At 64.9% G+C, this 20,214-nt stretch carries 18 protein-coding genes and 1 pseudogene; 11 read left to right on the plus strand and 8 right to left on the minus strand.

Annotated features, from left to right (window positions below; translation table 11 throughout):
• Positions 1-5: 5 nt before the first annotated feature.
• From ACVW16_RS21170 to ACVW16_RS21180, 3 genes are read left to right on the plus strand one after another with little or no spacing between them, the layout of a single operon-like run.
• Complete coding sequence (locus ACVW16_RS21170; RefSeq protein WP_456705142.1) at positions 6-1,061, plus strand: carbohydrate ABC transporter permease; 1,056 nt, start codon at positions 6-8, stop codon at positions 1,059-1,061.
• Positions 1,062-1,077: 16 nt separating this feature from the next.
• Positions 1,078-2,160, plus strand: a complete 1,083-nt coding sequence (locus ACVW16_RS21175; RefSeq protein WP_456701068.1) for an ABC transporter ATP-binding protein — start codon at positions 1,078-1,080, stop codon at positions 2,158-2,160.
• A 19-nt stretch (positions 2,161-2,179) separates the two neighbouring features.
• A complete protein-coding gene (locus ACVW16_RS21180; RefSeq protein ID WP_456736375.1) occupies positions 2,180-4,501 on the plus strand; it encodes a TIM-barrel domain-containing protein in 2,322 nt (773 codons plus the stop codon).
• Here ACVW16_RS21180 and ACVW16_RS21185 read toward each other — a convergent pair.
• The 5 genes from ACVW16_RS21185 to ACVW16_RS21205 all read right to left on the minus strand — a co-directional run bounded on the left by ACVW16_RS21185 (position 4,494) and on the right by ACVW16_RS21205 (position 8,710).
• A complete protein-coding gene (locus ACVW16_RS21185; RefSeq protein WP_456736374.1) occupies positions 4,494-5,072 on the minus strand; it encodes a hypothetical protein in 579 nt (192 codons plus the stop codon). The two genes, ACVW16_RS21180 and ACVW16_RS21185, sit on opposite strands and share 8 nt — an antisense overlap.
• 229 nt (positions 5,073-5,301) lie before the next feature.
• Entirely contained in the window at positions 5,302-6,045 is a 744-nt protein-coding gene (locus tag ACVW16_RS21190) for a CoA-transferase (RefSeq protein WP_456736373.1), read from the minus strand.
• The gene (locus tag ACVW16_RS21195) at positions 6,045-6,863 is read right to left on the minus strand and encodes a CoA transferase subunit A (protein WP_456736372.1); all 819 of its coding nucleotides are present in this window, start codon (positions 6,861-6,863) and stop codon (positions 6,045-6,047) included. Before ACVW16_RS21195 ends, ACVW16_RS21190 begins: the two co-directional genes overlap by 1 nt.
• 239 nt (positions 6,864-7,102) lie before the next feature.
• Positions 7,103-8,125, minus strand: coding sequence for an aldo/keto reductase (locus ACVW16_RS21200; protein WP_456736371.1), 1,023 nt, complete (start codon positions 8,123-8,125; stop codon positions 7,103-7,105).
• Between the two features lie 159 nt (positions 8,126-8,284).
• On the minus strand, positions 8,285-8,710 hold the full coding sequence (locus ACVW16_RS21205) for a PaaI family thioesterase (protein ID WP_456736370.1): 426 nt from the start codon (positions 8,708-8,710) through the stop codon (positions 8,285-8,287).
• Between the two features lie 72 nt (positions 8,711-8,782).
• Between ACVW16_RS21205 and ACVW16_RS21210 the strand changes: the two genes are divergently transcribed.
• Positions 8,783-9,409 carry an NUDIX hydrolase gene (locus ACVW16_RS21210; protein WP_456701075.1) on the plus strand — a complete coding sequence of 209 codons (627 nt, stop codon included), beginning with the start codon at positions 8,783-8,785 and terminating at the stop codon, positions 9,407-9,409.
• Positions 9,410-9,464: 55 nt separating this feature from the next.
• Positions 9,465-10,682, plus strand: coding sequence for a hypothetical protein (locus tag ACVW16_RS21215; protein ID WP_456736369.1), 1,218 nt, complete (start codon positions 9,465-9,467; stop codon positions 10,680-10,682).
• A gap of 125 nt (positions 10,683-10,807) precedes the next feature.
• Here ACVW16_RS21215 and ACVW16_RS21220 read toward each other — a convergent pair whose 3' ends face one another.
• Positions 10,808-11,110: a hypothetical protein gene (locus tag ACVW16_RS21220; protein ID WP_456738239.1), complete on the minus strand. Its 303-nt coding sequence runs from the start codon at positions 11,108-11,110 to the stop codon at positions 10,808-10,810.
• A gap of 195 nt (positions 11,111-11,305) precedes the next feature.
• Between ACVW16_RS21220 and ACVW16_RS21225 the strand changes: the two are divergent.
• Both ACVW16_RS21225 and ACVW16_RS21230 read left to right on the plus strand, forming a co-directional pair.
• Positions 11,306-11,786, plus strand: a pseudogene (locus ACVW16_RS21225) (hypothetical protein).
• A 113-nt stretch (positions 11,787-11,899) separates the two neighbouring features.
• Complete coding sequence (locus ACVW16_RS21230; RefSeq protein ID WP_456736367.1) at positions 11,900-12,706, plus strand: SDR family NAD(P)-dependent oxidoreductase; 807 nt, start codon at positions 11,900-11,902, stop codon at positions 12,704-12,706.
• 21 nt (positions 12,707-12,727) lie between these two features.
• On the opposite strand, the gene ACVW16_RS21235 is transcribed toward ACVW16_RS21230, so the two are convergent.
• Positions 12,728-14,305 carry a cation:proton antiporter gene (locus tag ACVW16_RS21235; protein ID WP_456701079.1) on the minus strand — a complete coding sequence of 526 codons (1,578 nt, stop codon included), beginning with the start codon at positions 14,303-14,305 and terminating at the stop codon, positions 12,728-12,730.
• Positions 14,306-14,376: 71 nt separating this feature from the next.
• On the opposite strand from ACVW16_RS21235, the gene ACVW16_RS21240 reads away from it, so the two are divergent.
• The 4 genes from ACVW16_RS21240 (at position 14,377) to ACVW16_RS21255 (ending at position 19,155) form a co-directional block, all read left to right on the plus strand.
• Positions 14,377-15,150, plus strand: a complete 774-nt coding sequence (locus ACVW16_RS21240; protein WP_456736366.1) for a hypothetical protein — start codon at positions 14,377-14,379, stop codon at positions 15,148-15,150.
• Positions 15,151-15,306: 156 nt separating this feature from the next.
• Positions 15,307-16,692 carry a tetratricopeptide repeat protein gene (locus ACVW16_RS21245; protein WP_456701081.1) on the plus strand — a complete coding sequence of 462 codons (1,386 nt, stop codon included), beginning with the start codon at positions 15,307-15,309 and terminating at the stop codon, positions 16,690-16,692.
• Positions 16,693-16,908: 216 nt separating this feature from the next.
• Complete coding sequence (locus ACVW16_RS21250; protein WP_456736365.1) at positions 16,909-18,831, plus strand: propionyl-CoA synthetase; 1,923 nt, start codon at positions 16,909-16,911, stop codon at positions 18,829-18,831.
• Positions 18,832-18,894: 63 nt separating this feature from the next.
• Entirely contained in the window at positions 18,895-19,155 is a 261-nt protein-coding gene (locus tag ACVW16_RS21255; protein WP_092226968.1) for a hypothetical protein, read from the plus strand.
• 109 nt (positions 19,156-19,264) lie between these two features.
• Here ACVW16_RS21255 and ACVW16_RS21260 read toward each other — a convergent pair whose 3' ends face one another.
• The gene (locus ACVW16_RS21260) at positions 19,265-19,960 is read right to left on the minus strand and encodes a DUF1013 domain-containing protein (RefSeq protein ID WP_456701083.1); all 696 of its coding nucleotides are present in this window, start codon (positions 19,958-19,960) and stop codon (positions 19,265-19,267) included.
• Positions 19,961-20,214: the final 254 nt, after the last annotated feature.

Genomic DNA, 20,214 nt, shown 5'->3' on the forward strand with positions numbered 1-20,214 from the left:
CAACCATGCGCCTTTCAACTCTGATTGGCCAGCGTCGCAACGGCCAAGGGCGGCCGCTGCACTGGACCGACGTCGCGGCCTACGTCTATCTGGCGTTCGGTATCGTGCTGATGTTCGGCCCGGTGCTTTGGTTGGTGATGTCGTCGTTCAAGACCCAGAGCGCGCTGCTGGAATTTCCGCCCTCCGCGCTGCCATTCGCGCAGGTCGAGGTGACGGTACCGGGTCAGCCACAGAAGCTGCCACTGTTCCGCGTGGCGCTGCCCGATGGCACGGTTCGTGAACTGGCGCAGGTCCGGCGCATCGGACTCATCGCCCAGATGGTCGATCCCGCCGATCCCTCGCGACAATTCCGCGTCGCGATCGATAAGCGAGAGCCGGTGCGCCGCATCGCGCTTGCGACCGAGAATTACAGCGAGCCGCTCCAGCGCTTCGCCTTCCTGCGCTTCCTGTTCAATTCGGTGTTCGTGACTGTCGTCGCGACGCTGATCACACTGCTGATCAATTCCATGGCTGCCTACGGGCTCGCCGTCTACCAATTTCCCGGTAAGCAGGCGGCGACGCTGGCGGTGATCGGAACGCTGATGATCCCGATGACGATCATCCTGGTGCCGGTCTATCTGGTGGTGACCGAACTTGGCCTCACCAACTCGCTGTGGGCGGTGATCCTACCGGGGGCGGCGACGCCGACGGGGGTATTCCTGCTGCGGCAATACATGCTGACCCTGCCGAAGGATCTGATCGAGGCCGCGCGTATGGACAAGGCGTCCGAGTGGCAGATCTATTGGCGCATCGTGATGCCGCTGACCCTGCCGGCGCTGGCGGTCCTGGCGATCTTCTCGATCATGTGGCGCTGGAACGAATTCCTGTGGCCGCTGGCGGTCCTCACCAAGACCGAGGTCTACACCCTGCAGATCGCGCTCAATGCCTTCCAGGGCGAACTCCAGACCCAGTGGCACTACTTGCTTGCGATGACGGTCGTGACGCTCATTCCCGTCGCGCTCGTCTTTGTATTCCTCCAGCGTTTCATCGCGACGGGCATCGGCTCGACGGGAATGAAATGACCGATCGGACCATCCAATGGCTGAATTGAAACTCACGGGCGCGCGTAAATCCTTCGCCAATGTCGACGTGCTGCACGGCATTGATCTGGCGGTGAAGGATGGCGAATTCGTCGTCTTCGTCGGCCCCTCCGGCTGCGGAAAGTCGACGCTGCTGCGGGTCATAGCCGGCCTCGAAAACGTCACCAGCGGTGAGGTCCTTATCGACGGCGAGCGCGTCACCCACCTGCCGGCGTCCGAGCGCGGGCTCGCCATGGTGTTCCAGTCCTATGCGCTTTATCCGCACATGAGCGTGGCCAAGAACATGGCCTTCGCGCTCGAGAACATGGGGCTCAAGCCTGCGGAGATCCAGGCGCGAGTCGCGCGTGCCGCGGCCATGCTGCGGCTCACCGATTATCTCGACCGCAAACCGAAGGCGCTCTCCGGCGGCCAGCGCCAGCGCGTCGCCATCGGACGGGCCATCGTGCGCGATCCGAAGATATTCCTGTTCGACGAGCCGCTGTCGAACCTCGACGCCGAATTGCGCGTCGCCACGCGCAAGGAACTTGCTGCGCTGCATGCCAAGCTCGGCGGCACGATGATCTATGTCACCCACGATCAGGTTGAAGCCATGACGCTGGCCGACCGCATCGTGGTGCTCAACGCCGGCCGGATCGAACAGGTCGGCACGCCGCTCGAACTCTACAACCGACCCTCGAACGCCTTCGTTGCCGGCTTCATCGGTTCACCCCGCATGAACTTCCTGCCGGCTGTGGTGACGTCCGACGACGGCACACTGCGCCTGAGCGTTGGTGAGCGCGAAGTCGAATTGCCCCGGACGGCATCCGGCCTCGTTCCCGGAGCGGGCGTGACGCTCGGCATCCGTCCCGAGCATATCGACGTCGCACCCAACACGGGCATGCTCGCCGCCACCGTCGATCTCGTCGAACAGCTCGGCGGCGAGACGTTCATCTACGCCTCGGCGCCCGGCCTGCCGCAGATCACACTGCGCCAGGACGGCCAGTCGCAGTTCCACCGCGGCGACGCGATCGCGATCCGCTTCGCCGCCGACCATCTGCACATCTTCGATGCAACAACGGGCGCGGCCCTCGCGCGGCCCTGAGAGACCCGGAGCCTATCCCATGAAAGCCCTGACCCACGGCCGCTTCCGCGGCCTCGACGGCAATGCCGCGCTGTTCGAACTTTCGACCGGACCGGCGGCTGCCCCGCTCGCCACGCTCCGCATCACCCTTCTCGAGCGCGACATCGGCCGCGTCACCTTGCGCCGGCCGGAGGGCTATCGCCTCGATCGCGGCTGGGCGATCGCGCCTGATCGCTCCGAGCCGCCGTTCGAGGGACGGCCGCGCGACGACTTCGCAGGCTTTGCCAATCCGGCGCCGACGGTCTCGGAGGCCGGCGGCATCGTCACGCTCGCCGCCGCAGGTCTCAGCGCGCAGATCCGGCTCGATCCGTTCGGCATCGCCTGGAACCGCAACGGCGAGGATCAGCCATTCCTGCGCGACCGTCCGACCCAGGCTTATTTCCTGTCGCGCAAGACCGGTGCGTTGCTGCACGCGATGGAACGACATGAAGACGAACGCCATTATGGCCTCGGCGACAAGGCTGGTCCGCTCGATCGCACGGGGCGGCGCTTCGCCATCGATGCCGTCGACCCCTGCGGCTTCGACGCAGAGGTGTCCGATCCGCTCTACAAGATGCTGCCGTTCTTCATCGTCGACGGCGCGCGCGGTGCTCACGGCATTTTCTACGACAACCTTGCGCTCGGCTCGGTCGATCTCGGCTGCACGCTCGACAATTACCACGGCCTGTTCCGCAGCTACCGTGCCGAGGACGGTGACCTCGATTATTACGTGCTCGCCGGCCCGACGGTACCCGAGGTCACGCGCCGATTTTCCTGGCTGACCGGCGGGCAGGCTTTCGCGCCGCGTTGGACGCTCGGCTTCGCGATGACGACCATGACCATCGCGGACGCACCGGACGCGGACGCGCGGATCACCGGCTTCATCGAGGATTGCAGGCGCCACGGCATCCGCTGCGACAGTTTTCACTTCGGCTCGGGCTACACCTCGATCGGCAACCGTCGCTACGTCTTCAACTGGAATCGCGACAAGTTTCCCGACCCGGCGGCGACCATGGCGCGGCTCAAGGCCGCCGGCATGCAGCCGGTCACCAACATCAAGCCTTGCCTGCTCGACGATCACCCGCGGCTCGCTGAAGCCAGGGCCAATGGCATCCTGGTCGTCGATGGCGAGACCGGGGAGCCGGCGGTGGCGCAGTTCTGGGACGGCCTCGGCTTCCATGTCGACTTCACCAATCCGCAAGGACGGCGGTGGTGGGCGGACGGCATCCGTGACGCGCTGCTCGCCTTTGGCGTGACAGCCGTCTGGAGCGACAACAATGAATTCGAAATCTGGGACGAAGACGCGGTGTGCGATGGCGACGGCCGGCCGTATCCGCAGGCGCTGGCCCGTCCGGCGCAGGCGCTGTTGATGCACAAGCTTGCCTACGAGACCCAGGCCGCGCAGGCGCCGGACAAGCGTCCCTACACGATCACGCGGGCCGGCAGCGCAGGCATCGCCCGCTACGGCCAGACCTGGAGCGGCGACAACGAAACGTCCTGGAAGACGCTGCGCTACAACCTGACCCAAGGCCTCAACATGAGCCTGTCGGGCCTCTACAACATCGGCCATGACGTCGGCGGTTTCCATGGCCCGTCACCCGGGCCGGAACTGCTGTGCCGCTTTGTCGAGTTTTGCGCGCTGTGGCCGCGCATGGTGATGAATTCCTGGAAGACGAGCGGCATCGTCAACACGCCCTGGATGCATGAGAGCGTGCTTCCCGAGGTGCGATCGGCCATGAATTTGCGTCACAGCCTCATCCCCTATCTCTATACCCAGATGTGGCGCGCCGCGGCGGACGACGTGCCCGCGGTGCGCCCGCTGCTGTGGGATTTCGCGTCCGACGCAGTCGCCGCAGCCGTCGAGGACGCATTCATGCTTGGTCCCGATCTCCTCGTCGCTCCGGTGCTGGAAGAGGGCGCGACGACGCGCGAGGTCTATCTGCCCGCCCATCCTGGCGGCTGGTACGACTGGCATGATGGTACGCCGTTCGAGGGCGGGCGAACCATCACCGTCGCAGCACCGCTGGGCCGGCTACCGCTCTTCGCGCGCGCGGGCTCGATCGTTCCGATCGAGGACGAGAAGGGGCTGACGGCAATCGTGTTCGGGCCCCCCGATCATGGCGGCTCCGGCCTTGTCTATGTCGATGATGGCGAGACGGCGGATTGGCGCAGGACAGGCCGGGCAATCGAATTCCGTCTGCGTCGCGATGAGATTGGTTTCGTTCTCGACGTCTGTGGAGAAGAGTTGGCGGCACCCATCCGCGCCCGCGGCGTCGGCGTGCCGAAGCTGCGCCTCGACGCGAAGCGTCTGTCGCCTACTTGAACGGATCCTGGACCGACGGCGACGACTGCCTGATCCGGCGCACACTCACTGGCGTGCCGTCGGAGACGAACAGCAATTCATATGTCCGGCCTTCGCTGTCGATCGCAGAGCAGGTGACGTCGTTCACCTTCCTGGCGGCGAAATTGCCTGTTTGCCGGCAGGTGCCGGTGGAGGTCTGCGCAGCCGGGACCGGCAGGCCGTCAACCTTTGGCCTGTGCTTGGAGTTGAGCAGCATGCGGTCGATCGGCAGCTCATAGGAATTGTCGTCGGCCCGCTTGCCGTTCTGGCCGGAGAAGGACACGACGTGGTTCTCGTCGCTGGGGTCGTCGACGGCGACGGCGAAATTGACCCGGCCCTTGTCGTCGTGCGCGAAGGCCACGGTCTTGCAGGCAAAGGGACGCCCGGCGACCTTCAGCGTCTTGCAGTGGCCCGACATCAGAGCCAGCACGTCGACAAGTGAATTCTGTTGCGCCGGCGGATTGTTCACCGGGACCGTGGTGGAAGATTCGGCCAAACAAGGACTTGCGAGAGCAATGAGAGATGCAGCCAGAACCAGTCGGTGGAGGCGCATCGTCAGGCTCATGTGCCGGCGGGCCACGGAGGGGCGGAAGTTCCGTCCAGTAACCATCAGATCGCAAATTGGTTGCGATCCCGTTTGCTCCGTCACGTGTCCGGTCAAGCCCGTCTGCAATACCACCGCGCCACCCATCGGCGATTCGCCCTGACCGCCCGCCCCAATCGTGCCAGCAGGCACTTGCCGCCAAGCCGATGTTTTTTTCGTGGCAGCAACGAAGCGGGCGTCATGCCGCCTGCTTCATGGTCCGAGCAAAAGCCGGATAAGTCTCGGCAAGCTCATCGAAAATCCGGCCGCGGAGCAGCGCCAGCGTCGCGGCATCCGGCCGCGGGGTCTCGCGCACGACGTCCGGCTCCCGGTAGGCGAAGCCCGTGTTCTCCCTGATGTCGGCCGGGGTGAAGGGCGGGTGCACGGAGCGCAAGGCAAAGCCGCCTGCCTCGCGATCGAAGTCGAACAGCGCCATGCTGGTCAGCAGCGCATGCGGCCCGCCGCGGCGCGGCACCTCCGGCGTTATGGCACGCGCGCTGACGAAATCGACCTTGGGTACGAACACGCGCGGCGAATGCTCCTCGCGAAACAGGATCACGCGCGGCACGAGATGATAGAGATAGGCCGAGCCGAACGAGCCGGGCCAGCGCACGTAGCTCGCGGGATAATCGCCGGTGCCGACCAGGTTGATGTTGCCCTCGCCGTCGATCTGGCCCCCGCCGAGGAAGAAGGCGTCGACCCGGCCTTGCGCGGCACAGTCGAACAGCTCGATGCCACCATTGGTGAAGAAATTATGCGTCCGCGATCCCAGGATCGAGATACGCACCGGCGGCTTGCCACAGAGCTCGTTGCGGGCGCGCAGCAGCATGGCCCCGGCCGCAGGGATCGGCGACGACGCGCCGACCGCGACATGACGGATGCCGTCGAGCAGATCGGCAATGGTCGCAATCAGGATTTCGCGCCGCTCGCGCTCGGCTGACATCACGCCACCTGCTTGCGATGGGTCAGGAAGGTCGAGAGGTAGGCGCGAAAGCCGTCGTCGCTGCGCGCCATCGCGGCGTAGCGCGCAATCTCGGCCTCGTCGGCCGGATATTCGTCCCACAGCGCCAGCGGCCAGGCGCCGCGTTCGGCGACGGCGATGGTGTCGACATAGAGCGAAGGCAGCACACCGGCAGCGGAATCCTTGCCATCCAACAGATTGCGATCGACGATGCGCTCCACGGTGATCAGCGTGCGCTTCGACGCATAAGCGAGGTCGGCGAGCTCGCGATGCCGGCCGATGCGGACATTGCCGGCGCGGTCGGCTTCGGGTGCGTGAAACAGCGCAACGTCAGGCGAGATCGCGGGCACCACGACCACCTTGCGCGCCTCGCCGACGGGACTATCGATCACCTGCCAATCGGATCGCACCTTGAGGAGATCGCTGCCGATGATGCCGGCGATCGGCATGAACGGCACGCCTTTCTGCGCGGCGAGCAGCCCGGCATAGATCGCGGGGCAGGTGGAGTCGCGCATCGTGAAGGCTCGGCTCTTGATGCCGGCGGTGAAGCGCGGCGCGGCGCCGGCCTCGCCCAGCGACACCGCGCTGGTTTCCAGCGAGGCCACGGCCCCGGCACCGATCAGGAGATCGGCCTGCAGGCCGGAGATCGGCACGCAGATCAGCTTGAGGTCGCGGACTCCGGCCTCCAACAGCGCCGCGGTCGCCGTCATTGCCACGCCCGAGCCGTCGACGGGAATTGCCAGCGACCGGCCCGGTGTAACCCGCGCCGCCAGTGCCTCCAGCGCAACGATCTCGGTCATGGGCGTCCTCCGGCCCTGTTGTCTCCATCCTGCCTCAAGCCATCGCCGCCTGCCAGCGCGTCTCGCGCAAGGATTGCGTGCGGCCCGCATCGCCGTGCGCGCGCTCCAGCGTTTCCGCCGTGCCGGTCTCGCCCGAGAGCATCTGGTCGACGCGCTCGCGGGAGGCGGACGCCGCCTGTTCGGAGGTGGTGGAGAGCGGGAGGCCGTAGCGGTCCTTGCGCCATTGTCGTCTTCCGCTCTCACGCCGTTCGCGCGCGGCGTCCTTCGATCGGATAGGCGGGATCGTTGTAGCCCGGCGTCGAGGGATGACCCGGCACGACCAGCCGGTCGATCAATGCCTCGTCCTCCGCGGTGAAGCGGTAGTCGAGCGCGCGGATATAGCCGTCCCACTGCTCCTCGGTGCGCGGGCCGGCGACGATCGAGGAGACGAAAGCGGAATTGAGCACCCAGGCGACCGCGAACTGGCCGGCGGTGATACCGTTCTTCTCGGCGTGAGTCTTGATCTCCTGCGCGAGCTCAAGCGATTCCGGCCGCCATTCCGTCTGCATCATCCTGACGTCATTGCGGCCGGCGCGCGTCTCCTTGTCCGGCGCTGCATCGGGCTTGTACTTGCCGGTGAGCACGCCGCGCGCCAGCGGGCTATAGGGCACGATGCCGAGGCCGTAATGGGCGCAGGCCGGAAAGTGCTCGACCTCGGGCATGCGGTTCATCGCATTGTAATAGGGTTGGCTCGCCACCGGGCGGTCGATGCCGAGCCGGTCGCAGATGTTGCAGATCTCGGCGACGCGCCAGGCACGGTAGTTGGAGACGCCGAAGTAGCGGATCTTGCCTGATCGGATGAGATCGCCCATCGCGCGCACCGTCTCCTCCAACGGCGTCGCATGGTCTTCCTTGTGCAGATAGTAGATGTCGATGTGATCGGTGCCGAGCCGCTTCAGGCTTTCCTCGGCCGCCTGCAACACCCACCGTCGCGAGAGTCCGACGCGATTGGGATCGTTCCCCGTACCAGTGTTCATGGGATTGGCGAGTTTCGTCGCGAGCACCCAGGCATGCCTGATGTTGCCGATCGCGCGGCCGACGACTTCCTCGGAGACGCCCTTCGAATAGGCGTCCGCCGTGTCGATGAAATTGATACCGGCCTCGTACGCCTTGGCAATGATCCGCTGCGAGGTCGCCTCATCCGTCGGCCCGCCGAACATCATGGTGCCCAGGCAGATCGGCGAGACCTTCAGGCCGCTGCGGCCGAGTTGGCGGTATTGCATGGGCGGATCCTTGTTGCTTCTTGTGGCGCCAGCATAGCTGCCCGGTTCCGTCATTGCGAGCGGAGCGAAGCAATCCAGAACTGCATCTGCGGAAAGACTCTGGATCGCTGCGCCGCGCTCGCAATGACGCGGAGAGAGCGGGGGCAGCTCGACCGCAGCCTACGCCGGCCCCTTCAGGATCTTGAACACGCCGTTCGCCATCACCACGCAGCGGCCGTCGACGGTGACCTCGGTGCTCATGAAGATCAGGCTGCGGGTCGAGCGCACCACGCGGGGGCGGGAGATCAGGATGTCGCCGATCTGGCCGGCCTCGACGAAATGGGTGTCGAGCTGCACCGTGGCCATATACTCCTTGCCGGAGACATAACGGGCGCTCATGCCGCAGGTGCGGTCCGCAAAGGTCATCATCACGCCGCCCTGGACCATGCCGCGGCGGTTGTGGTGCTTGTCTTCGGTCGCGAGCGCGAATTCGTAGTGGCCGTCGACCTTGCGCTCCCACACGGGGCCGACCAGGTGCATGAAGCCCGTGGTCTCCAGGATGCTCCATCCGTCCGATTTGAGCATTGCGGCCGTTTTGCTGGTCATGGCGCCGTCCATCCTCGCAACGCTTGATCTCTCCTCGTTTCATCGAGCGCGGTCCTGGTGTAGTCAAGCATCATGAGAGCTTTCGGCGATGCCACCAGACGGAATATCGCAGAGGCCTGCGCCGCATTTGCGCGGCTGCCTGATGCAGCCGCGCCATCGGCGCTGAAGCGGGCCGCGGTGGTGCTGGCGCTGACCGCGTCCAATGACGGTCACGACACGGCGTTTCTGCTGACCATGCGCGCATCGAGCTTGCGCTCGCATCGCGGCCAGTGGGCGCTGCCCGGTGGTCGCTGCGACGCCGGCGAAACGCCGGTGGAGGCAGCATTGCGCGAGCTGGAGGAAGAACTCGCGCTCAGGCTTGCACCTGACGCCGTGCTTGGCCTGCTCGACGACTATCCGACGCGCTCCGGCTATCTGATCACGCCGGTCGTGGTCTGGGCCGACGAGAGCGCCGCCATCGTGCCGAACCCGGACGAGGTCGCCTCGGTCCATCGCATCGCGCTCGACACGATCGAGCGCGACGATGCCTTCGACTTCACTGCGATACCCGAAAGCAGTCGCCGCGTGATCCGCTTCCATCACCAGATGAGCTTGATCCACGCACCGACCGCGGCGCTCATCTACCAGTTCCGCGAGGTGCTGGCCGGGCGGCAGACCCGCGTCACGGACCTGGAACAGCCGGTGTTCGCCTGGAAATGAGATGGTAAACGGCGTGTTAACGTGACGGTTACCTGATGCCTGCTAAGACGGCAGCATGCATCATTCGATTCGAACATATCTGGCGCTGGTTCCACTCGCGCTCGTCCTGCTCGTTCCCGCCGCGCGTGGCGGCGGGTCCGACGCGCTGCCGTCCGCCGTTCGCAATGCCAACGCCCAGCTGCTGTCGCAGTTCTTCGCGCAAGGCGGCGGCGCATCGCCGGCCGTGCTGGAATATCGCCGCAAGCTGGCGGAGTATCAGCAGATCCGTGGCGCCTTCGACGAAGAGGCCGGCGCCTATTGGAGCCAGGTCACGGAAAAGCGGAAAGGCCGCAACGCCAAGCGGCGCAGTGGGCAGCAGATCACGCTCGACGACTACGTGCTGGAGCAGCCGCCTGTCTATACCGGCCCGAAGCGGCCGGTGAATCCGGAGCCGGAGGAAACGCCGAGCCGTCCTCCCCGCAAGCCGCTTCCGGTCGCCTCCGATCTTTTGCGCGCAGCGCAGGATCTCTATCAATTCACGCCGCAGCGGCCGACCTCCGAGGTCGAGTTCAAGCGTGCCTATGCGCGCTACGCGCTCGCATCCGGGCTGACGCGCGAGCAGGCGGTGCGGGTCTATTCGTTCGAGACCGGAGGTACCGGCAATTTCGACGTGCAGGCCGGCATCGAGCATGGTGGCAAGCGCGCGATCTCGACCGCGATGGGCTACAACCAGCTGCTCACCACCAACAGCGTCGAGCTGCTCGCCGAGCAGGGGCATGAGTTCATCCGCGCGCTCTCCGACAAGATCGCGCGCTCCTCCGGGCCGGCGCGGCAGTTGCTCGAGCACAAGCTTGGCGTTCTGAAGAAAATGGTGGCGCATGCGAAGTCGGTGCCGGACACCTGGTCGGAGCATGAGAAGATCGGCGACACCGCGCAGGGCTGGGCCATGCATGCGATGGTGCTCGACATCGACATCGGGCCGATGCTGCAAACCCACAAACTCTTGACCTCGGTGCTATTCGCCCGCGCCAAGGGCTACACCCGTCCACTCACCGCGGCCGAGCTCGAGATGATGAACCTCACGGGCGACGGCACCGGCCTGGACATGGTGACGATGCCGCAGGCGATGCGCGAGCAGGTGCCGACCTCGAACTTCTTCCAGCGCAGCGGCTACGAGCGCAACCCGGTCGCGATCCGCCACAACACGGTGGCCAAGCTGCTGGCGGTGACGGATGCGCGGATGGACAGCAACAGCTACAATGCCGGCGCAAGGGAGCTGGCGGCGGCGTTTTAGGACGGTGCCTCTTCCGGGTGAGGGGGTACAGGTCTCCCGACGATCTCATGCGCGGAGAGAAGCCTCTCGCCCCAACCGTCTCCCCGTAGGAACGGGGCGAGGGAGCGCGCCAGCGATCGTGGCCTCTACTGATCCGGCCCGAACTTGAACCGGCCGTCGCCTTCGAGATACTGCCCGCTGCGCATATAGAGCTGGCCGTTCTGGCCGATGAAGAACAGCGTGCCCCTGGGCACCTTCTTGGCGCCTTTCAGGAGTTCACCTGCATTGCTGGTGCCCATTTTGTAGGAAAACGTCTTGCCTTCCTTGTCATAGGCATAGCCGGTGTCCGGCTTGAGCTCCCACGGCGTTGCGGTGTTTTGCGCGAAAGCGGGCGCGGAGAGCGCGCCCAGTGCGGCTGCAATTGCAAATGTCTTGGTTGAAAATGCCATCATCCATCTCCCCACCATCGGTGGTGCCCGTTTTGAACAAATCACGAACGATGATGCCGGGTCAATCCGCAATGACGCCGCAGCGCATCACGCCTTGCCCAGCAGTTTGTGATTTTCCCTTCGTCCCCTCGCGACTATGTTCCGCTTTCAGTCTAGAACGCAACACGACCAAAGATAGTGGTGGGGGTGATTCGAATGCGTCATGTCATTAAATTCTGCTGGGCTGCCTTGGTGTCGCTGACAGCGCTGGCGCCGGCCCGCCCGGGCCGACGACTTCCAGCTCAGCCACAACCAGCGGATTTCGTGCAGCCGCGGACTTGCCCCGGGCAAGCTCAATACCGCGACCTGCAAGTCCTACACCTATCTCTTCAATACCAAGACCTCGGAATATTTCCGCTGCCAGGTCTCGCTGGCGCTGACCCGCGACAACAAGGAAGTCATCAACGTCCAGACCGACGGCGGCTGCACCAAGAAGCCGCGCATCTTCGAGACCGACGGTCACTATGATTTCGACGCGACGGAGACCGAGCCGCCGAACACCAACTCGTTCTTCGGCCCCGGCGGCTATTCGGTTTGGGCCGCCGACATGACCACGCAGAAGATCCGCGGCTGCATCACCATCTCCTCCGGCCTTGGTTCCGACATCTCCAAGTGCCTGGACATGACGTTCCAGTAAGGGTTTGCCAGCGACGGGTTCACCCTCTCAGCGTGCGGCGAGATGGTGTCCCCGCAAGATGCGCGCCGGCAAAGATCCGGGCTCCAACAAAGAACAAGATGGGAGAACACGCGATGGACCGGCTCAAGGGCAAGGTTGCGATGGTGGTGGGCGCCGGCTCGATCGGACCCGGCTGGGGCAACGGCAAGGCCACCGCGGTGACCTTTGCGCGCGAAGGCGCGCAGGTGTTTTGCGTCGACCGCAACGGCACTGCTGCCGAGGGGACCGCGGAGATCATCACCGGCGAAGGCGGCAAGGCGATCGCATTCACGGCCGACGTCTCGCGCGCGAGCGACATCGAGGCGATGGTCGCGGCGTGTCTCAAGGCCTATGGCCGCATCGACGTGCTCGACAACAATGTCGGGATCGCCGAGATGGGCAGCGTGGTCGAGGTCACCGAGGAAAGCTGGGACCGCGTCTTCTCCGTCAATCTCAAGAGCGCCTATTTCGCCATGAAGCACGTCATCCCCGTGATGGTGAAGCAGGGCGGCGGCTCGATCATCAACATCTCCTCGATCGCCTCGATCCGCCATATGGGAATTTCCTACGTCACCTACGGCACCTCCAAGGCTGCGATGAACCAGATGACGCGCACCACAGCGATCGAGTTCGCGAAGCATCACGTGCGGGTGAACGCGATCCTGCCCGGCCTGATGAAGACGCCGATGGTGGAGCATTCGGCGGGCTTGGCTGCGAGCTACGCCAAGGGCGATGTCGAGGCGATGTGGCGCGCCCGCGATGCGCAGGTGCCGATGGGCCATATGGGCGACGCGTTCGATGTCGCCAATGCCGCGCTGTTCCTGGCGTCGGACGAGTCGAAATATGTCACGGGGATCGAACTCGTGGTCGACGGCGGGATCACCTGCAAGGCAGGGGCTTGAGTTTCGCCTCGCGCGCCACGACTATCCGCCCGCACTCAGCTCCGCGCGATCCAGCTCCTCCTCGATCCGGTGAAACGCATCGTCGCCGATCACGTCGGTGGCGCGCAGGTCAAAAATCGATTTCCGTGCGGCGTCGATGGCGCGGCGGCGCAGCGGATCGGCGGGGAGTTCGCCGTTGGCGATGCCGCCGTGAGGATCATCGTCGGCCTGCATCAGGACGGCGCGGTATTCGAGCCTGAGGATTTCAGCCTCCTCCGAGGGATCGTCCTCGATGGCATCGAGTGCGGCGCGATAGGCAATGGCGCGGGCGCGCGCGACCTCGATGCCGACCGGGTCGTCGTCCTTGAGCGCGAAGGCAAGGATCAGCGGCCGCAGCGTCAGGCCCTGGATCACCAGCGAGCCCAACACCACCGCGAATGCGATGAAGACGATGAAATCACGATAGGGGAAGTTCGCCGGCAGCGCGAAGGCGGTCGCCAGCGTGACGAGGCCACGCATGCCGCACCAGGAGATGATGAGGCCGCCCTTCGGTGAAGCGACGGCATTAGGATCTTTCGGATGAAAGATCCCTTGGACAACCAGCACACGCAAGGTCGTGCGGTAGAACGTCACCCAGAGCAGCCGGACCAGAACCACGGTGAGCAGGATCCAGGCGGCCGCCACGCAATATTCCCATCGGACGTCCGCATCCAGCCGCGTCCAGATCGGCCGCATCTGCATGCCGATCAGCATGAAGGCGAGCACGTTGAGCACGAATACCGTGGTTTCCCAGACCGCATAGGACGGCACCCGCAGCCGCGCCGGCATGCGCAGCCCGGCCGAACGCGCGACCGTCATGGCATAGACCACGATGGTGAGGATGCCGGAGAGGCCGAGATGCTCTGCAGTGATCCAGACCAGGAAGGTGGTGGCGAACTGGACGATGATCGCGCTCGGCGCTTCCTTTACCCGTTCCATGAGCAACGGGATGATGCGTCCCGCGGCTAATCCGGCGACGACGCTGCCGACCAGCCCCAGCGCGATCGTCGGCGCGACCTCGCTCCATTTGAGGTGCTCCATGACAACGGCGCCGACCGCGATGCGATAGATCAGGAGCGCGCTGGCATCGTTGAGCAGGCTCTCACCCTCCAGCACCTTGACCATGCGGTAGGGCAGCTTCACCTGGCTCAGGATCGCGACCGCAGCCGCGGCATCCGGCGGTGCGACGATTGCACCGAGGGCCACCGCGGCGGCCCAGGGCATGTCCGGGAAGAGCCGATGCGCGACATAGGCGACGCCGGCCGTGGTCAGGCCGACCGCGGCCACGACCAGGGTCGAGACCGGAACCCAGTTCTTGCGCAGGTCGCGCAGCGAGGTGTCGAAGGCGGCATCCAGCAGTACCGGTGCGACAAAAAGCGCCAATGCCAGATCCGGTTCGAGCGTCCAGGTCGGGCTATCAGGCACGAAGGCGATCAGCGCGCCGCCGATCGCGAGAAAGGTCGGGTAGGGGACCTTGATCCGCCGCGCCAGCGCCGATAATGCAACGGCGCCGAGCAGAAGCGCGATGATCCATTCGAATGTCGACAAATTGGTCCCCAAAACCGGTGTGAGCGGCGCCACAAGCTAGCACCGATCGGGCCGTATGATGAATAATACGGCCTCAAGGCAAGCCTTTCCGACCCGCAACGAGCATGCGTTTTCAAAAGTTCATTCAGGTCTCGGCTGCAGCGCTGCTCTCGGCGCTCTCAGCGATCTTGGCTGGAGCGGCTGATGCTGCGGCCGGGGGCGAGCCGGCCGGAATCGTGCAGGTCGACATCGCGGCATGCCTTTCCGCAGCTGCGGCCGATGATGCGGACAAGGCCGGCGCGGCCTGCGCCGCCGTCATCGATGACGAGAAGACGGCAAAGCCCGACTTGATCAAGGCGCTGATCGCGCGCGGTGCGCTTTATGCGCGTCATGACCAGATCGACCGCGCCATCGCCGACGACAGCCGCGTGCTGCTGCTTGATCCCACGCTCGCCGATGTTTTCAACGCGCGCGGCGAGCTCTGGCTGAAGAAGGGGGACAAGCCCAGAGCGGTGCTGGATTTCGGCGCGGCGCTCCGGATCGATCCTAACCATGAAAAAGCCAAGGCCAACCACAAGGCGATGGCGCGCGAGATCGAGCGGATCGGCGCGCAGATGGCGGTTGCCGGCAAGCCCAGCTTCAACTGCGCAGGCGCGCACCGCCCTGTCGAGAAGGCGATCTGCGGAAATCGCGAACTCGCGGACCTCGACAGGGAGGTTTATGCCGCCAATGCGCGCGTACAGCGCGCGGCGCGCAACGAGGGCGAGGCGAAGAAGCTCCAGCGTGAGCAGGAAGACTTCATCGCCCGCCGGAATGCCGGGTTTGGCCGGCCGGGATATGATCTGAAGAAGGCGTTGCAGGAGCGTCTGCAACGATTGAATGGGCTGGACGGGTCTTGAGTTGACCCCATGGGAGGTCGTCACGCCCGGGCATACGTCCACGATGAAGGCGTGGATGGCCGGGACGAGCCGGCCATGACGGCGGAGACAGCCCCATTTGAACCCACTTACCCGTCGCCGCGACAACCGGAAAATCTGAGTCACGGAGTTATCGCCATGTGCGGCTCGCGTTCTTCCGCGCAAGCATTCCCGATTGCAAATGGCCGGGTAAGCCGCTTCCTTATCGGCGCTGCAATCAGCCTCGCTATCGCCGCTCCGGCATCTGCCGCCGCCGATTGCGTGATGGGCAGCAAGGCTGCGCCTGCGGACCTGATCTCGGTATGCAGCGCCGTCATCGACCAGGCCTCGAACCCGGCGTCCGATCGCGTCGCGGCGCTGCTGGTCCGGGCCGATGCCAATGCGCGGATATCAGGCGGTCTCACGCAGGCGTTGCGGGATATCGATCGTGCCATCGCGCTCGATGGCAAAAACGCGAGCGCCTGGCGGTTGCGAGGCAATTTGTTGCGGGAGGCTGGCGGCGATCTCAACCGCGCCGCGTCCGATCTCAGCAAGGCGATCGAACTCGATCCGACAGATGCCGAAGCCTATGAACAGCGCGGCGTCGCCTACACCAACCAGCACCGACTCGATCGCGCGCTCGCCGATTACGACCAGGCGATCAAGCTCAAGCCGGATTATGCGCAGGCCTGGTCCGACCGCGGAGCTACCTTTTATCTCAAGGGCGACTACGACAAGGCGGTGAGCGATCTGAGCGAGGCGCTGCGGCTCGATCCCAACCGGCCGCGCAGCTACACCAATCGCGGCGCCGCCTACAAGAAGCTCGGCCAGCTCGAAAAGTCCATCGCCGATGACGACGAGGCGATCAGGCTCGATCCGAAAGTGCCGGAATATTACGACAATCGCGGGCTCTCTTATGCCGCGACGAAAGACTACGACAAGGCGATCGTCGACTATAACCAGGCGCTTCAGCTGGCGCCGCGGCCGAACTTCTTCACCAACCGCGGCGATTCCTACCAGTTCAAGGGCGAGTTCGGCGCGGCGCTCAGCGACTACAATGACGCGCTGAAACTCGATCCTGACTTCGCGAAGGCCTACAACAACCGCGCCGTGCTCTACACCAGGATGGGCGAGCGCAAGAAGGCGCTGGCTGATTACGAGACGGCGCTGCGGCTCGATCCCGGCAACACCAACGCCGCGGACGGTCGCCGCACCATGATCACGGAGATCGCAAAGTTCGGCGCCGTCCCGCCGCAGCCGCTCGCTGCGAATTCCGGAAACGGACCGTCATTCGATTGCGCCCATGCCAGGCGCGAGGTGGAGAAGGTGATCTGCGCCGATCCACAGCTCGGCATGCTCGACCGCCAGCTCGCCGAGGCCTATCAGCGCGTACTGCGATCGATGAGCCGGCGCTCGGCCGCCGATCTGCGCAAATCCCAGCATGAATTCCTCGCCACCCGCGACGCCAGCTTCCGCCTCCCCGGCTACGATCTGAAGAAGGTCATGCAGGACCGGTTGCAGCGGTTGAATGCGATGGAGGGGTGAGGTTCTTCGCCTCTTCCCGCACGCGGCGCCAGCGAGCAGACCACCTGCGCAGCGCCCCTGCCTCCGCCAAAAGGCCGATCCTTTTCAGCTTGAACCGCAGCCCGTTCCCGGGAAAATACGTCTCAAACAAGGTCGGCATTTGATCCCTGTCATGGCGCGACTTCTACCCTGCCATCAGGTCAAGGCGAGGCCATCAAAGGGAACGGGAGCGCGGCAATGGACGTCCAGGGAACCGGTGGCGGGAAGAGCCGATATCACGAAGTCCATGCGCGCTCGCTGGCTGATCCCCAAGGTTTTTGGGCCGAGGCGGCGAAGGAGATCGACTGGATCGAGCCGCCGAAGACAATCTTCGATGGCGCGCAGGGCGTCTATGGCCGCTGGTTCGCCGGTGGAGTCGTCAACACCTGCTACAACGCGCTCGACCGTCACGTCGAACGTGGCCGCGCTGACCAGGTCGCGCTGATTCATGATTCGCCGCTGACGAATTCCGTCGCCAGGTTCACCTATGCGGAGCTGCTGGCCGAGGTGCAGGCGCTCGCCGCGATCATGCAGGACTTTGGCGTCGCCAAGGGCGACCGCGTCATCCTCTATATGCCGATGGTTCCGGAGGCCGTGGTCGCGATGCTGGCCTGCGCCCGTATCGGAGCCGTACACTCCGTGGTGTTCGGCGGCTTTGCCGCGAAGGAGCTTGCGACCCGCATCGACGATGCGCAGCCAAAACTCATTCTCTCCGCAAGCTGCGGCATCGAGCCTGGCCGCATCGTGCAGTACAAGCCGCTGCTCGACGAGGCGATCAAGCTGGCGTCTTCGAAGCCGAAGGCCTGCATCGTGCTGCAGCGTCCGCAGCTGACTTGCGACCTCGCGCCAAAGCGCGATTATGACTGGGCGAGCCTGCGCCGCAAGGCGATGAACGACGGCAAGCGCGCTCCTTGCGTGCCGGTTGCCGCCACCGATCCGCTCTACATCCTCTACACGTCGGGCACGACAGGCATTCCCAAGGGGGTCGTCCGCGACAATGGCGGCCATCTGGTCGCGGTGAAATGGTCGATGTTCAACCTCTATGGCGTCAAGCCGGGCGAGGTCTGGTGGTGCGGCTCCGATATCGGCTGGGTGGTCGGACACAGCTACATCGTCTACGGGCCGCTGCTCCACGGCGCGACCTCGATCATGTACGAGGGCAAGCCGATCGGCACGCCCGATGCCGGCGCGTTCTGGCGCGTCATCTCCGAGCACAAGGCGGTCGCCTTGTTCACCGCGCCCACCGCGTTTCGCGCGATCAGGAAAGAGGATCCGGAAGGCAAGTTCATCCGGCAATACGATCTTTCCCAATTCCGCACGCTGTTCCTCGCCGGCGAACGGGCCGACCCGCCGACGGTGGAATGGGCGGAGCAGCAGCTGAAGGTGCCTGTCATCGATCATTGGTGGCAGACCGAAACCGGCTGGTGCATCGCCGGCAATCCGGTCGGCCTCGGCCAGCTGCCGGTCAAGCACGGCTCGCCGACGGTGCCGATGCCCGGCTACCAGGTCGACGTCGTGGACGAGGCGGCAAAACCCGTCGGCCCCAACACCATGGGCTCGATCGTGATCAAGCTGCCGATGCCGCCAGGCTGTTTGCCGACGCTGTGGAATCAGGACGCGCGCTTCAGGGAAGCGTACTTGAGCGAGTTCCCCGGCTACTACAAAACCTCGGACGCCGGCTACAAGGACGAGGACGGCTACGTCTTCGTCATGGGCCGCACCGACGACATCATTAACGTCGCCGGCCACCGTCTCTCCACCGGCGGCATGGAGGAGATCCTGGCCTCGCATCCTGACGTCGCCGAATGCGCCGTGCTCGGCGTCAAGGATCCGATCAAGGGCGAGGTGCCCTGCGGCTTCCTGGTGCTGAAGGCCGGCGTGAAGCGCCCGCCTGATGAGATCGAGAAGGAGATCGTCGCGCTGGTCCGCGACAGGCTCGGTCCGGTCGCCGCCTTCAAGCTCGCCATCACCGTCGGCCGGCTGCCCAAGACGCGCTCGGGCAAGATCCTGCGCGGCACCATCAAGAAGATCGCCGACGGCGAGGCCTGGACCATGCCCGCCACGATCGAGGATCCAAAGGTGCTCGACGAGATCGGAGAGGCGCTGAAGGGCAGGGCGTGAGCGACGGCGACTTACAATCTCCTCATTCCGCGCTAAACAAGGCCCGCCAACAGGGGACCTCGTATGCCACTCGCCACCGCGCCGCGCCTGCTCGCAGCCGTTCTGCTCGCCATCGCTCTCTCCGCCTGCTCGGCGCGCTACCAGACGCCGGTGGCGATGGGAGGTGATGACGATGATGCGGTGTGCCAGAGCCGCGGCTATGCGCAGGGCTCACCAGAATACGTGGCGTGTCGCAAGGACCGCGACGTGCAGCGTAGCGCCGCCACCTCACGCGCCGACCGCCGTCAGCGCGATCTCGGCGAATACATGCTGAACCATCCGTAGCGGCCCTGATCGACGCTTCTTCCGTGATTGCGAGGTGAGGTTTTCGAAACAAAAACGCGGCGGGTTGTCCCGCCGCGTTTTGCGTTTCGATGACGAAAGGGAGGGGCGACTACTCCTCCTCTTCCTCGTGCTTCTTGCCGCCGAGGGTCTTGAGCTTGGCGAACACGGCGTCGACGTTGAGGTCGTCGCTCGACTTCTCCGACTGCTCGTACTCGTCCTTCTTGGTGGTCTCGGAGGCCGGCAGCAGCGTGGCGCCGCCATAGGCTGCGTCGATCGGCTTTTCCTTGGCCGCCCGCGCCACTTCGAAATCGAGCTCGATCTGCGAGCAGAGGCCGAGCGTCACGGGGTCGATCGGGGTCAGCTGGGACGTGTTCCAGTGGGTGCGGTCGCGGACGCTGGCGATGGTGCTCTTGGTGGTGCCGACCAGACGCATGACCTGGGCGTCCTTGAGCTCGGGATGGCTGCGCAGCAGCCACAGGATGGCGCTGGGGCGCTCGTGGCGGCGCGACACCGGGGTGTAGCGCGGGCCTTTGCGCTTGGGCTGCGGCGGCAGCACGACCTTGCTCTCCTGGAGACGGAGCCGGTAGTCCTGGTTCTTCTCGCCCTTCTCGATCTCCTCGCGGGTGAGCTGGCCGTTGGAAATCGGGTCCATGCCCTTGATGCCCTGCGCGGCGTCGCCGTCGGCGATCGCGCGCACCTCGAGCGGGTGCATCTTGGTGAAATCGGCGACCTGGTCGAAGGTCAGCGCGGTGTTGTCGAGCAGCCAGACGGCGGTCGCCTTGGGCATCAGAGGTGCGTTGCTCATGGCAAATCTCCTTTGTGCTTCGCCCACCCCTCTGGAGGCGAAACCGGTGGTCATCAGCGATGACAGGGAATTCGCGCTATATAAGCCCGGAGGGGGTAGCCACGCAATGGTTCTGCTATAGATAGTGCCTTGACAGCGCCCGAAAGGGGGCCCAATTCCCTCTCAAGCCGCTATATCGTCGAAGCAGACGGTTTTACGCCCTTTTCCATCCATCGACCCGTCCCGCGCCAGCAGGCGAATGGGGTGATTCGGTC

The sequence above is a fragment of the Bradyrhizobium sp. USDA 4474 genome, from assembly GCF_054057515.1.

Excerpts from the sequence above, each read along its gene's own strand:
- ACVW16_RS21170 (WP_456705142.1), top strand. The coding sequence starts at position 6 with ATGCGCCTTTCAACTCTGATTGGCCAGCGTCGCAACGGCCAAGGGCGG.
- ACVW16_RS21175 (WP_456701068.1), top strand. The coding sequence starts at position 1,078 with ATGGCTGAATTGAAACTCACGGGCGCGCGTAAATCCTTCGCCAATGTC.
- ACVW16_RS21180 (WP_456736375.1), top strand. The coding sequence starts at position 2,180 with ATGAAAGCCCTGACCCACGGCCGCTTCCGCGGCCTCGACGGCAATGCC.
- ACVW16_RS21185 (WP_456736374.1), bottom strand. The coding sequence starts at position 5,072 with ATGCGCCTCCACCGACTGGTTCTGGCTGCATCTCTCATTGCTCTCGCA.
- ACVW16_RS21190 (WP_456736373.1), bottom strand. The coding sequence starts at position 6,045 with ATGTCAGCCGAGCGCGAGCGGCGCGAAATCCTGATTGCGACCATTGCC.
- ACVW16_RS21195 (WP_456736372.1), bottom strand. The coding sequence starts at position 6,863 with ATGACCGAGATCGTTGCGCTGGAGGCACTGGCGGCGCGGGTTACACCG.
- ACVW16_RS21200 (WP_456736371.1), bottom strand. The coding sequence starts at position 8,125 with ATGCAATACCGCCAACTCGGCCGCAGCGGCCTGAAGGTCTCGCCGATC.
- ACVW16_RS21205 (WP_456736370.1), bottom strand. The coding sequence starts at position 8,710 with ATGACCAGCAAAACGGCCGCAATGCTCAAATCGGACGGATGGAGCATC.
- ACVW16_RS21210 (WP_456701075.1), top strand. The coding sequence starts at position 8,783 with ATGAGAGCTTTCGGCGATGCCACCAGACGGAATATCGCAGAGGCCTGC.
- ACVW16_RS21215 (WP_456736369.1), top strand. The coding sequence starts at position 9,465 with ATGCATCATTCGATTCGAACATATCTGGCGCTGGTTCCACTCGCGCTC.
- ACVW16_RS21220 (WP_456738239.1), bottom strand. The coding sequence starts at position 11,110 with ATGGCATTTTCAACCAAGACATTTGCAATTGCAGCCGCACTGGGCGCG.
- ACVW16_RS21230 (WP_456736367.1), top strand. The coding sequence starts at position 11,900 with ATGGACCGGCTCAAGGGCAAGGTTGCGATGGTGGTGGGCGCCGGCTCG.
- ACVW16_RS21240 (WP_456736366.1), top strand. The coding sequence starts at position 14,377 with ATGCGTTTTCAAAAGTTCATTCAGGTCTCGGCTGCAGCGCTGCTCTCG.
- ACVW16_RS21245 (WP_456701081.1), top strand. The coding sequence starts at position 15,307 with ATGTGCGGCTCGCGTTCTTCCGCGCAAGCATTCCCGATTGCAAATGGC.
- ACVW16_RS21250 (WP_456736365.1), top strand. The coding sequence starts at position 16,909 with ATGGACGTCCAGGGAACCGGTGGCGGGAAGAGCCGATATCACGAAGTC.
- ACVW16_RS21255 (WP_092226968.1), top strand. The coding sequence starts at position 18,895 with ATGCCACTCGCCACCGCGCCGCGCCTGCTCGCAGCCGTTCTGCTCGCC.
- ACVW16_RS21260 (WP_456701083.1), bottom strand. The coding sequence starts at position 19,960 with ATGAGCAACGCACCTCTGATGCCCAAGGCGACCGCCGTCTGGCTGCTC.